The organism is Psychrobacter sp. CX14 (genome assembly GCF_057396205.2).
This window is the reverse complement of record NZ_CM183187.1, coordinates 1,496,642-1,508,846: the sequence shown is the minus strand read 5'-3', so window position 1 is coordinate 1,508,846 and position 12,205 is coordinate 1,496,642. Positions and strand designations below refer to the sequence as shown.

The 12,205-nt window shown below is 43.4% G+C and carries 11 protein-coding genes; all 11 read right to left on the bottom strand.

Annotation, left to right across the window (positions count from 1 at the left end):
• Window positions 1-109: 109 nt before the first annotated feature.
• Window positions 110-1,654: an amidophosphoribosyltransferase gene (purF, locus tag AC2SLO_RS06215; protein ID WP_486540705.1), complete on the bottom strand. Its 1,545-nt coding sequence runs from the start codon at window positions 1,652-1,654 to the stop codon at window positions 110-112.
• 89 nt (window positions 1,655-1,743) lie between these two features.
• On the bottom strand, window positions 1,744-2,286 hold the full coding sequence (locus AC2SLO_RS06210) for a CvpA family protein (RefSeq protein WP_486540707.1): 543 nt from the start codon (window positions 2,284-2,286) through the stop codon (window positions 1,744-1,746).
• 55 nt (window positions 2,287-2,341) lie between these two features.
• Window positions 2,342-3,388, bottom strand: coding sequence for a quinone-dependent dihydroorotate dehydrogenase (locus AC2SLO_RS06205; RefSeq protein WP_486540709.1), 1,047 nt, complete (start codon window positions 3,386-3,388; stop codon window positions 2,342-2,344).
• Between the two features lie 528 nt (window positions 3,389-3,916).
• Window positions 3,917-4,450 (bottom strand): DUF4870 family protein, encoded by a 534-nt coding sequence (locus AC2SLO_RS06200; protein WP_486540711.1) that lies wholly within the window; start codon window positions 4,448-4,450, stop codon window positions 3,917-3,919.
• Between the two features lie 17 nt (window positions 4,451-4,467).
• Window positions 4,468-5,010 (bottom strand): type II secretion system protein M, encoded by a 543-nt coding sequence (locus AC2SLO_RS06195; RefSeq protein ID WP_486540713.1) that lies wholly within the window; start codon window positions 5,008-5,010, stop codon window positions 4,468-4,470.
• Window positions 5,011-5,066: 56 nt separating this feature from the next.
• Window positions 5,067-6,380, bottom strand: coding sequence for a type II secretion system protein GspL (gene gspL, locus AC2SLO_RS06190; RefSeq protein ID WP_486540715.1), 1,314 nt, complete (start codon window positions 6,378-6,380; stop codon window positions 5,067-5,069).
• Window positions 6,381-6,574: 194 nt separating this feature from the next.
• Complete coding sequence (locus AC2SLO_RS06185) at window positions 6,575-7,030, bottom strand: SixA phosphatase family protein (protein WP_486540717.1); 456 nt, start codon at window positions 7,028-7,030, stop codon at window positions 6,575-6,577.
• An 80-nt stretch (window positions 7,031-7,110) separates the two neighbouring features.
• Entirely contained in the window at window positions 7,111-8,586 is a 1,476-nt protein-coding gene (locus tag AC2SLO_RS06180) for an NAD(P)H-dependent glycerol-3-phosphate dehydrogenase (protein WP_486540719.1), read from the bottom strand.
• A 146-nt stretch (window positions 8,587-8,732) separates the two neighbouring features.
• Window positions 8,733-9,338: a nitroreductase family protein gene (locus AC2SLO_RS06175; protein WP_486540941.1), complete on the bottom strand. Its 606-nt coding sequence runs from the start codon at window positions 9,336-9,338 to the stop codon at window positions 8,733-8,735.
• 285 nt (window positions 9,339-9,623) lie between these two features.
• Window positions 9,624-10,727, bottom strand: coding sequence for a chorismate synthase (gene aroC, locus AC2SLO_RS06170; RefSeq protein ID WP_486540721.1), 1,104 nt, complete (start codon window positions 10,725-10,727; stop codon window positions 9,624-9,626).
• Between the two features lie 93 nt (window positions 10,728-10,820).
• Window positions 10,821-11,972 carry a 50S ribosomal protein L3 N(5)-glutamine methyltransferase gene (prmB, locus tag AC2SLO_RS06165; protein ID WP_486540723.1) on the bottom strand — a complete coding sequence of 384 codons (1,152 nt, stop codon included), beginning with the start codon at window positions 11,970-11,972 and terminating at the stop codon, window positions 10,821-10,823.
• Window positions 11,973-12,205: the final 233 nt, after the last annotated feature.

The following is a 12,205-nucleotide window of genomic DNA, read 5'->3' as shown; positions in this document are numbered from 1 at the left end:
CGCTTTTAATAGTAACAAACTGTTTGGTAACTTTGACAAAAAAATGTAAATGTATAGGAAAGTTAACCTGTCTTGTTTAGCTAACCAACCTACATAATACGTCCGTCAATTACAAGCCGTCATTCTCTTGAACGCCAGTCATATCTACTGGCGTATCAGAGATAACTTGAACACCGCCCGTTTTGGTTTTGGCCATGTCGTTACGCTGCTGTTGCAAGTAGTCTAGATACTCTTCAGTAATGGTGCCTGTGATGTATTTGCCATCAAATACCGCACAATCAAACCCTTCGACTTTACTGTGCTTGGTATCTTGAACCGCTTCAATCAAGTCATCTAAGTCTTGGAAAATAAGACGATCGGCACCAATAATTTCACGAACTTCTTCAACCGTGTGGCCTGAAGCAATCAATTCATGACGTACTGGCATATCAATACCATATACGTTTGGATATTTAACCGGTGGCGCAGCGCTCGCGAAGAAGACTTTGTTTGCACCGGCATCGCGTGCCATTTGGATAATCTCATGGCAAGTGGTACCACGCACGATAGAGTCATCCACTAGTAATACATTTTTGTTTTTGAATTCAAGCGGTACCGCATTTAGCTTCTGACGGACTGACTTTTTGCGCTGCTGTTGACCTGGCATAATGAAAGTACGACCGATATAACGGTTCTTCATAAAGCCTTCGCGGTACTTAACATTTAGATTAAGCGCAAGCTCCATCGCTGAGGTACGTGAGGTATCCGGAATCGGGATAACCACATCGATATCATGCTCCTCACCCCACTCATCAAGAATCTTCTGTGCCAGTTTTTCACCCATACGTAAACGGGCTTTATAGACAGAAATATTATCCATAATAGAGTCAGGACGGGCAAAATATACGTACTCAAAGATACAAGGTGTATATTCTTTTGGCTCAATACACTGACGAGTATGTAGCTCGTTGTTTAGATCAATAAAGATGGCCTCGCCTGGTTTCACATCACGCACCATCTTAAAGCCTGAACCAGTTAATGCCACAGACTCAGAAGCCACCATATACTCCGTGCCGCCGTCTGCCGCTAAACGCTCACCGTAGACCAATGGGCGGATACCGTTCGGGTCTCTAAAGGCAATTAGGCCTTGGCCTGTAATTAGCGCAACAACGGCATAAGCACCTTCAATACGCTTATACATAGAGCTAATCGCATCAAAAATATCATCAGGGGTTGGCTGAGTTTTACCAAGGGCTTGGATTTCATGAGCCAATACGTTTAATAAAACTTCCGAGTCTGAATTGGTATTTAAGTGACGCAAATCATCACGATACAACTCTTTGGCCAACGATTCGGCATTGGTTAAGTTACCATTATGCGCCAACGTAATACCGTATGGAGAATTCACATAAAATGGCTGTGCCTCGGCACTACTTGAGGTACCAGCAGTTGGGTATCTAACATGGCCCACGCCAAAATCGCCTACCAACCGCATCATATGGCGCGTCATAAATACATCACGCACCATGCCGTTGTCTTTACGTAGGAAAAAGCGGCCATCTTTCATAGTCACGATACCAGCGGCATCCTGACCACGGTGTTGTAGCACAGTTAATGCGTCATACAACATCTGGTTGACTGGTTCATGCGCTGCAACACCTACAACTCCACACATACTCTATCCTTTTAAAATAGTTTCTATCGGTTAAAAGATTCATTTGGTTGTGTTTGAATAACTCACTGACAAACCTCATCAGTGGTCGGTTATTGACCATCAACTTCTTGGCCATTGGCTGCGTCACTGTCTTGATCTGGCATGTCAATTTGTTGCCATGCCTCACCCAAAACATTCGCAGCAAACTTTTTAGCAAAAGGCGCATAAGGTAATAGTTCTGGTGCCAGTGCAGAATTTTGCCACATTTGCGTTTGCACCAATACTGGCGCTGACATACTCATCAAGACCAGTACAATTAATAAGCTTTTGGCCGCACCAAGTACGCCACCGGCAAATTGGTCAATAAAGCCCAAACGCAAGCTTTTGACAATACCTGATACTAATAGTGTAAACACCTGCATCACCAATAAAACAAGCAACACTACAATCAAAAATCCTGCGCCCACTTGCAGTACTGGCGAGCCAATATAGTTTTCTAAATAGGGCGCGACATCATCAGCCAATCGCGTGGCCGCCAACAAGGCAATAAACCACCCGACTAGCGCAATAGAGCTACGGATAAATCCGGCCTTAAATCCGCGCCACAATCCTGCCAAAATAATAATGGCAATAATAATATCTAATATACCCAATTGAGCTCACTTATATTCTTTTAAAAGAAACGAGATACTTGGTGGATGTTTAAAGCTATTCACCCGACTCTAGCATCAACGAATCACGGTCACTAGTAATAGACTCAATACACTGCTGTACCAGCTTAGGTCCTTTGTAAATCATGCCTGAATATAATTGCACCATACTGGCACCGGCATGTAATTTACGTACTGCTTTCTCACCACTATCAATACCGCCCACACCGATAATTGGCAATTTGCCCTCTAAACGTTCTTGAAATTGCTCAATAATCTGAGTGCTCAAGTGACCCACAGGTCGACCCGATAAACCACCAGCCTCATCACCAAAAGGTAAATCCTCCACCCCTGTTCGGCTAAGCGTGGTATTGGTCGCAATCAAGCCATCAATATCAAATTCAATTAACTGCTTGGCAATATAATCTACTTGGTCTGTCGTCAAATCTGGCGCCACTTTTAATACCATGGGCACATAAAAACCATACTCTGTTGCCAACTGGCTGTGGCAATTTTTAATTGTATCTAGTAGCTCAGTTAGCGCATCACCACTTTGCAAATCTCGCAAGTTTTTGGTGTTTGGTGACGAGATATTTACTGTAATATAAGAGGCATGTGGATAAACACGCTCTAGACAATATATGTAGTCATCTGCTGCGTTTTCAACCGGTGTCACCGCATTTTTACCAATGTTAATACCAATATTACCTTTATACTTACAACGCTGTACATTGTTAATCAAGTGATCGACACCCAAATTATTAAAGCCCATACGGTTAATAATAGCGCCTGCTTCCTTAATTCTAAATAAGCGCGGCTTATCATTACCTTGCTGAGGTCTAGGCGTCACTGTGCCTACTTCAATAAAGCCAAATCCAAGCTCGGCTAGCGCATCTATATACTGGCCATTTTTATCTAAACCTGCTGCCAATCCCACTGGGTTTTCAAACTGTATCCCCATACATTCAGTAGACAAAGACTGCTGTGAGTAAATAAAACCCAAAGCATGTGCTTTGTGCGCTTTTTCAAGCATCTGCAAGGTTAATTCATGAGCATGTTCAGGATCTAGATTGAAGAGAAAAGGACGTAATAAGGCATAGGACATAACGTTGGGTAACCTGTTATGAGATGGGTAAATTAATAGCCCTGAGCGCCGTGGTTAACATAGCGAATGAACACATATGATGAAAAATACACTCAGGTTTATTGCATTTAAGAGGTGACGATTATAACAGTATAATGCTTGTAAATCATCGATTTGTCATAACTAAAATATCATCACTCTTTGATGTTTCTCTTGTTATTTAGCCAAATTACGCCTAACATTAAATATTAATCCACTCTTCAATATAAAACCTTTAGGTTAATATAATATACATAATAAGAAGCTAAATAAGCTGGGTTTTTGCTAAAGTTTTCTCACCTTTTATATAGTTACCGTTGTATAGTTGCCGTCAGATAAATGAGGTGCAAGACAACTAAGTGCAAGCACTACTGTCGTAGGCTTAGCGAGGTTAACGCAATAACGATTTTATATGAGTGTGACTAGGAGGTGTGAATAATAAGGTAGACGCTAATATCATAATCGTTTGTCAGTGCAATCTACTGACTACTTATTAGGACGAATTGCCTATCAAGGAACAGGACGTTTGTCTGATAATGCAATCCAGCCTCTAATGATGCGGTAAATATGCCAAATAATAGATAAGGCAAATATAAGACCACCGATAATTGTCATACCGCTGCCGCCGATAGCGACATGTGAGCTCTCAGCAAATACGCCAATGCCCAAGCTGCCAAGACCAATAAACATCATTATCAGTCCCATCACACCAAAGACGATACTGTACCAGAAGGTCTTTATCTGCCAATCAAAGTGGGTTGCAAGCCAGCTATCTTTAGCATCCCCGCGTCGTGCATAATTCATAATAATCGGCACAATCCACAATATACCTGCGGTAAAAAAGCTGAGCGTATACAGCAGATAAGTCAAATGATTATATCGAATTAAACTCTCTTCTTGTTGCGGGTCCAGACCCTGACGACTGTTAGGATTAGCCGTTCGGGTCAAATCATGAGTGGTATCGGCCATTGGAATATTAAGGCCAGACGATTGTTCTATACTGTCTTTATAAGGCTTTGGCTCATTATTATGATGAGTGGCCATGATGATACTCCCTCAAATTATTGGCTAACAGTGGCTTGAACTCTGATTACTTTATCCTCTGGATTTTGCTGCATGGTCAGTTGCTCAATACTCAAGCCTGCATTGACCATAGCGCCAAGTGCATTGCTTGCAGCGCTCTGATTGTCATGACTAAAACTAATCTGTAGCGCCTCACCACTATTAAGCACTTGCGGATTACTCACACCAAGCTGAGTCAATATCTGCATAACTTTTTGATCAGGTGCAATGTCTTCGTTACCATTTTGTGCAGGCGCGATATTAGCGGCTTGGTCACGCAGCCAGAAGTACTCACTGACAGCGGTTGTATAGGTTTGTTTTTGCTCGTTTGCTGCCTTATGCATCATATAGCCGCCATAACCACCGAGAACCAGCACCAAAAACAGAGCCAAAATAATCAGCGCCATCTGATCACGACCAGACAGCTCATTCCATTTATTATTTAGCCCTTGCATTGACTGAGCGAAGCCTCCTGCTGATTTTTCAGCAGATATAGGACTAGACTGAGTCACATGATTGTCAGGCGTTTTAGAACGCTTCATTTTTAAGTTAATGGTACTGTCCTCTTTACTGGCTATAAAACAATCGATTAACTGACTTATTGCTGCACAGCATCGGTATTATTGGCATCATTGGTCGTGTTTAACGCTATTGTTATCTCTCCAATTACCTCGCCTTGCGCGGCAGGATTGACCGCGCCTAAATTGGCATTTAAGCCTTGTTCAGTCATTCCTTGATACAACCGGTCAATCCCCTCACGATTGGCACCTTTGACAGTCATAATAATATTAGAGGGATTCCAGCGCAGTGATTCGGCAGTCAATTGCGACTGGCGAATCAGTGGCGCAACACGGTTCATGATATCTAGTTGTGACTGTTGCTGCGCATCTGCTGCCAATCTTGGCTTAACCTGAGCTATCACATCTACTTTAGGGTTCAGCGTCTCACCAGAGAACCAAGCATTAAACTGATTATTCGTCGCCGCCTTCACTTCGGTAGCTGCCTGCTCGTATTGATACCACTGTAGCGCGTCTGCCGCTATCTGGATAACACCTGCCAGCAGCAATAAACTAGCGACCAAGCTCAAATAAGGCGATGCCAATTGGGTGCGTTTGGCTTCAACAAAATTTAGCGCATGTTTATTGGCAGCAGTGACTGGCGTTAAAACCTGAGTAGAAGGCGTTATCACGATACCGGAATCATCAGCTATCTTTTGTAGCGCATCAGGAATATCTGCATGGCCATTTGGATTCGAGGCTTCCAATACCCCATCACGATTGATATTACAGCCACTGACAAAGATAATCTCTTCAATGTTTGAAAGCAATCTTGGCAATAACGAAACATGACCAACTGCCGTCCCCTGTGCCTGAGAAAATCTTGTCAATAAGGTAACAATAGTCTCGGATGCCTGTGATTCTAAATCAGATTGCACATTATTTGATACGTTTTGTGATTTTGTTTCTGCATACAGCACCACTTCGCTATCAAGCACCTTATCGGGGCTTGGTAACAGCACAAAATCTGGTAATAAGGCAGTTAATTTATAACCGGCCAAATCCAAGCTTTGTTGCCATTGCTCCACCTCAGCTTGACCCAGAGCATAAAAGTAACGCTTTGCACCTTCTGCCAGATGACGGACTTGTAGCTGCTCAACCGGACTTAATGCCAAGTCTTCAAATAAATACTGCTGTCCGCTTTTGCCCAGCTGCTTTAATTGAGCGGCAGTGACCTCATTAGATAGAGTAAGAACACTTTGGGTAGGCAAATATAGGCACACCTCTTTATCGTTACTTTTGATAAAAGGCGCAGCGTTAAGCTCTGACAAGCCAGCAAGAACTTCCCACTGTGAGTTCGTTTCATCCCAGACTTTAAAGGTGCTTTGCGGCTTATCTAACCAGACATGTATCACTATATTTTCTCAATTAAGCAGGGTTACTGTATTTATGTGCGATTTATATGGGGCGTAGTTTATATGACGCTTGTTAATGTACTTTGTCAGCTCAAATATAAGAATATTGGCCAGTGATATCCGTTTTGATGACTAATAATCAGCAATCAATAATTGGCCAACCAAAACGAATTAAACTAACAACTAGCCATTATCTATGGCTGCTTAGGTACGTAACGCTCAACCTCATCGCCCATATCCGGTGCAATCAGTTCAGCCTCAAACACACGCGCCTCTGCCAGTGCATAAGACTCAGAATCCTGCGCACAAAGCAATCCAGCCATCTTGGCCACAATCGGCATGTGACAAACAACCAATACACATTCGCCCTCAATATCAATTAAAGATTTCAGGCCTGTCATAGCATTGTCTTCTGGCGTGATAGTATCGCGCACAATAACCGGAACATCTGGCTTCTGCTTGGTAAAGGCCGCTAAGGTCTGCTGCGCCCTATCGTACGGGCTGACCACGAACACATCTGGAGAGTACTTTTTTAATAAATACTCAGCCGTTTCAGCGGCCTGCTGCTCACCAAACTCTGTCAATTGACGCTCAGAGTCATGCTCACTTTCATAAGAGGCTTGACCATGCCTCATTAGTATCACTTTCATCGCACCTTCTCCTTATTGTTTTATTTATTGTTGAATGGTACTGATTATGCCTATTTATTGTTAAACACTGTCTCTATTGGTTAATTTTTAGCAGCGGCGGCGATTTGTGCACTCATGTCTTCATTGCTATATTCATGCGGCATCACAAACTCAACATCACTTCTAAAGCCAGACTCCATTAAGTTTAGAGCAACTCCTAACGCCGCTTGGTCTTCAAAGATAACCGCATATAAAGCATGCGTGATTGGCATATAGATACCCATCTTCGTGGCTTTTTCATGCACTTGCTGAATGGTATTTACCCCTTCTGCGGTTTGACCCAACTTTTTAATCGCTGCCTCAAGGCTCACACCCTTACCAAGCATGTTACCGATACGATAGTTACGGCTTAGCTCTGAGCTACACGTTGCATATAAATCGCCCACACCGGACAATCCTAAGAAGGTTAGCGGATTGGCGCCAGATGCAGCGCCAAAGCGGCTCATCTCAGCCAATGCACGGGTTAATAGCATGGCCTTGGTGTTCTCGCCGACACTGTAAGAGGCGGCCATACCCATGGCAATCGCATAAATATTCTTAAGCGCACCGCCAAGCTCAACACCGCGCACATCATCAGAGGCAAATACTCTAAAGAAGGCACTGTGCAGCGCTGACTGAACTGCATGACGTAGTGGCTCTGACTCACTAGCGATAACCGATGCAGACGGCATATTCTGCATAATCTCTACTGCAAGGTTAGGCCCTGACATTACCCCATAATTCACCTCAGGCAGCTCTTCTCGGATAATATCACTCATCAAACTAAAGGTATCTTTTTCCATACCTTTGGTCAGTGACACTATTGATTGACCGGTTAAATAAGGACGAATTTTCTTTAACGTCTCTCTAAAAGCAGAACTCGGTACGGCCACGAATATAATGTCCTTGTCCGTCACGGCAGCTTTTAAATCATGCTCGTATTTTAAGCGTTCATCTAAGGTAAAATCTGGCAGATATTTTTTGTTCACACGTGTCTTGTGCAGTGCTTTAACCGTACGTTTATTCCGCACCCATAGGGTCGAATCACAGCCGTTACGCGCGGCCAAATTCGACATCGCTGTACCAAAGCTACCACCACCCAAAAACGCCAGACGCAGTTGATGCGGTGCTTTTTTGACAGACGATGCATTCTGGCTACTAGCAGCTGCTTGCTGCGCATTAATAGGTGTGGCAGATTGACCACCTAACCTCTCTTTACTGGCTTTAGTCGCTTTTTCAAATAAGCTTGCCAGCATACTGGCTTTAGAAGCAGATTTGTTATCTGCCACTGTATTGCTAGTATCTGCATTAACAGCTTCTGCTTGTTTATTGTCTGCTGTTGCCTCTTCTGTTAAGGCTAGTTCATCGGTATCGGTATCGGTATTGTTATTTTCTTGTTCTGAGCTGTTTACCTCGTCTGCTTTATTAGCCTCAGCTGCTTCTAACACAGTATCTTGAATACTGCTTGTTGACTTTTGATCTTGATTGCCAAGTCTTTCAGATATTTTTTTGGCAAAATTGTTTTTTGGTAGTTTCATAATATATCCCTTAAATTCCCTATAATATGTGGCTATTTTATACCACTATCGCATCGTATTCGCTACGGTTTGTCCCTATCTTATTCCTATTTATTACACTATAAATCATTGTTAATAAGTGAGCGACTGTCCTGTTAACAAACGCTTTATGATTCAAATCGGACAAAATCGCTGATATCGATATCATCCCGCATTGGCATATCGCAATGACTGGTACCTACATAAATAAAGCCGGCAATATAATCATCTGCGCCCACATTAAAATACGATTTGACCGCAGGCTCGTTCGCCATTAATCCAGTACGCCAGACCGTGCTAAATCCTTGCGCTTTTAATGCCAGAATTAAATTTTGTGTGGCAGCGCCAGCGCTGAGTAATTGCTCAAATGCAGGTACTTTCTCATGATACTGCATCTTTGTTACCACTGTAATAATCATAGGAGCGCGTAATGGCATTTTCAGTGTTTTGTCTATTGTCTTCTCAGGCAGCTCCGTACCCTCTCGCTCTGCTTTTGCTTGGGTCGCTGCTAATAACGCTCGTCCCAATTCATGCCTAGCCTGCTTCTCGGTCACAATAAAGCGCCAAGGCTGTAGCTTCTTATGATCGGGTGCTGTCATCGCACATTCAATTGCCGCTTTAATTTGCTTATTGGTCGGCGCAGGAATGGTCAGATTGCCAATACTGCGACGCGATTTAATCCAGTTAATCACTTGCTCATCGGTGACTTGTGCCGATTGTTGACCAACATTCATATCTTTGGTTGTTTTATTATTGTCTGAGTCTAATGGCTGTAAGTCATCTGTTGTCTGCGTCATATCACCCTCTTTATTGTATTTGGTTATATTTATAGGTAGTGTTTTAAATATTAATCGTATTTATTAAACTATCATTTATATATAGTAAGCGTAGCAAATCCATCAATCACAAACCGCACGCCCCTGTTATAGACGTGTTAAATCACTGACAAGAGACTTGTCAATGATTGGTATAATCTTAATTTAAGCAGCTTAACCAACCTAATTTGAGGTAAGCAATCCTTAAGCAATAGGCTCAACCGGTGGTTTAACATCTGCATTTTGACCACGATGACGCAAATAGTGATCAAGCAGCACGATGGCAAGCATGGCCTCTGCAATCGGTGTCGCGCGCACACCAACGCAAGGATCATGACGGCCTTTAGTCAACATGTCGATCTGATTACCATTGGTATCAATACTCTTACCCGGCGTGGTGATACTAGAAGTTGGCTTTAGAGCAATACTGACTTTGATATCTTGACCCGATGAGATACCGCCCAAAATGCCACCCGAATGATTGGCAGTAAAGCCTTCTGGAGTCAGCTCATCACGGGCACTATGACCAAATTGACCGGCCACTGCCATGCCATCGCCAATCTCCACCCCTTTAACCGCATTGATACTCATCATCGCATGGGCAATATCGGCATCTAGACGATCAAACACCGGCTCGCCCAAGCCTACCGGTACTTTGAAGGCAATAATATCTAGCTTTGCACCGCAGCTGGTACCTTCTTTGCGTAACCGATTAATCAAGGTTTCAAAGCGTGGAATGGCGTCAGGGTCTGCACAGAAAAAAGGATTACTGTTCACAAAATCCCAATCAATGCTGTTTGGATATTGCGGCGTGATGGTTTCATCACCGATTTGCACCACATGCCCGTGAATCTCAACCCCCAAACGCTCTTTTAGATATTTCTTTGCAATAGCGCCTGCAGCAACCCGCATCGCCGTCTCACGTGCTGAAGAACGTCCGCCACCGCGATAATCACGGAAGCCGTATTTCATGCTATAGGTATAATCGGCATGACCAGGGCGGAAGGTATCTTTAATCTCGCTATAGTCTTTAGACTTTTGATTAGTATTACGAATCAATAGCCCGATAGAGGTACCCGTGGTTTTACCCTCAAACACCCCAGAGATAATCTCCACCTCGTCTGGCTCGCGGCGCTGCGTAGCAAATTTAGAGGTGCCCGGTTTACGGCGGTCTAAATCTAGCTGTAAATCTTCGCTGCTTAAGTCCATGCCCGGCGGTACGCCGTCCACAATTGCAAGCAGTCCTGCGCCATGCGACTCGCCTGCAGTCATTACTTTAAATACTTGCCCGATGCTATTTCCTGCCATAATATTTGCTCAATCTTATTTTCTTTATGTTGATGTTAATCGATGACTTATATGAATAGAGGCTCAGTTCATTAAGGTCAGTCCTGTAACAGACTAGGCTTCTAGCTGCGCTACTTGTTGGGCAAATAGATGACGATATTCCATTAATTTCTCACGATCGATAGCAAAGATGCCATGACCACCGCGAGCAAATGTTAGCCAGTCAAACTGAATCTCAGGATACGCCTGACGCAACGCCCAATCGCTATCACCCACTTCACATACCAACAAGCCCTCTGGCGTTAAATAGTCAGGCGCTTCATGTAATATCTTATGCACTAGGTCTAAACCATCTTGACCGGCCGCTAGCGCATGCTCAGGCTCATGGATAAACTCTGGCGGCAATTCTGCCATCGCTGCGGCATCGACATAAGGCGGGTTAGTCACGATTAAATCGTATTGGTTCTCTGGTGGAATTTTATCGAATAAATCAGACTCAATCAGATTTAACTGATGCTCCATACCATGATGCTCAACATTTACCGCAGCCACTTCTAACGCAGAAGTATCAATATCTGCGGCATCCACAAGTGCATCTTTAAACCAATTGGCGGTCGCAATAGCAATACAACCAGAACCGGTACACAAATCCAAAATACGCTCTGGTTGCTGTAGCTGCTTAGACTCTAGACCATGTAAATAAAAGGTGGGTAGCTCTGCACCGGCATCTGATAACAGGGGCTGTGCGTATTCGTTGGTTTCGAAATATGGATAGAACTGCTGACGAATCAGCTCTGCAATTGGCGAGCGAGGAATAAGTACGCGCTCGTCCACATAAAATGGCATACCACAGAAATAAGCCAAATTAATCAAATAGCTAAGCGGCTGACGGTAGATAATTCGAGCCTGCAATAATGACAATACCTCACCCTTCTCTGAAGGCGTTAAACGGCAATCTAAAATCTGCTCATCGGCTGACCATTCAAGAGATAAAGTGTGTAATACAATTGCAGCAGCTTCGGCGAATACATCAGTGGTACCTTGAGCCACGACCACCTCATATGTACGCAGCTGTGTCACACAAAAGCGAATAAAGTCGCGAATGGTATAGAGCGTAGTCGCCGCTTCATCACAATCTGTGATTAATGAATCAAATTGACCATCGAACTGCAAATCGCCATGTCCTGCGCTTTGAATTTGCTCAAGTAAAGCCGCAGCATCTAATGGTTGAGCCTGAGTGTTTGTATTGACGTTATCAATTGCCATAGGTATTTTCTTATCCAAATAAGTGAGTGAACAATAAAAAAGGGATTGGCTTATAGTAAGGCCATTTTATCTAAAATGCTTCAAAAATTTAGAGCAGCTTGTAATGAGAGCATCTGATAGATAACTATGATGGCACAATCATCAAATATCAAACCGCTACCCTAGCCTGCCTCAACAAAGAAGATTCTAAGGCGAGGTTATGAAGCATTGGAATTATTAAGCATTATAAAGCC

Bases quoted from the DNA above. Each gene is read 5' to 3' on its own strand.
- prmB (WP_486540723.1), bottom strand. From the start codon at position 11,972: ATGGCAATTGATAACGTCAATACAAACACTCAGGCTCAACCATTAGAT.
- AC2SLO_RS06185 (WP_486540717.1), bottom strand. From the start codon at position 7,030: ATGAAAGTGATACTAATGAGGCATGGTCAAGCCTCTTATGAAAGTGAG.
- AC2SLO_RS06175 (WP_486540941.1), bottom strand. From the start codon at position 9,338: ATGAATGTTGGTCAACAATCGGCACAAGTCACCGATGAGCAAGTGATT.
- AC2SLO_RS06205 (WP_486540709.1), bottom strand. From the start codon at position 3,388: ATGTCCTATGCCTTATTACGTCCTTTTCTCTTCAATCTAGATCCTGAA.
- aroC (WP_486540721.1), bottom strand. From the start codon at position 10,727: ATGGCAGGAAATAGCATCGGGCAAGTATTTAAAGTAATGACTGCAGGC.
- purF (WP_486540705.1), bottom strand. From the start codon at position 1,654: ATGTGTGGAGTTGTAGGTGTTGCAGCGCATGAACCAGTCAACCAGATG.
- AC2SLO_RS06180 (WP_486540719.1), bottom strand. From the start codon at position 8,586: ATGAAACTACCAAAAAACAATTTTGCCAAAAAAATATCTGAAAGACTT.
- AC2SLO_RS06200 (WP_486540711.1), bottom strand. From the start codon at position 4,450: ATGGCCACTCATCATAATAATGAGCCAAAGCCTTATAAAGACAGTATA.
- AC2SLO_RS06195 (WP_486540713.1), bottom strand. From the start codon at position 5,010: ATGAAGCGTTCTAAAACGCCTGACAATCATGTGACTCAGTCTAGTCCT.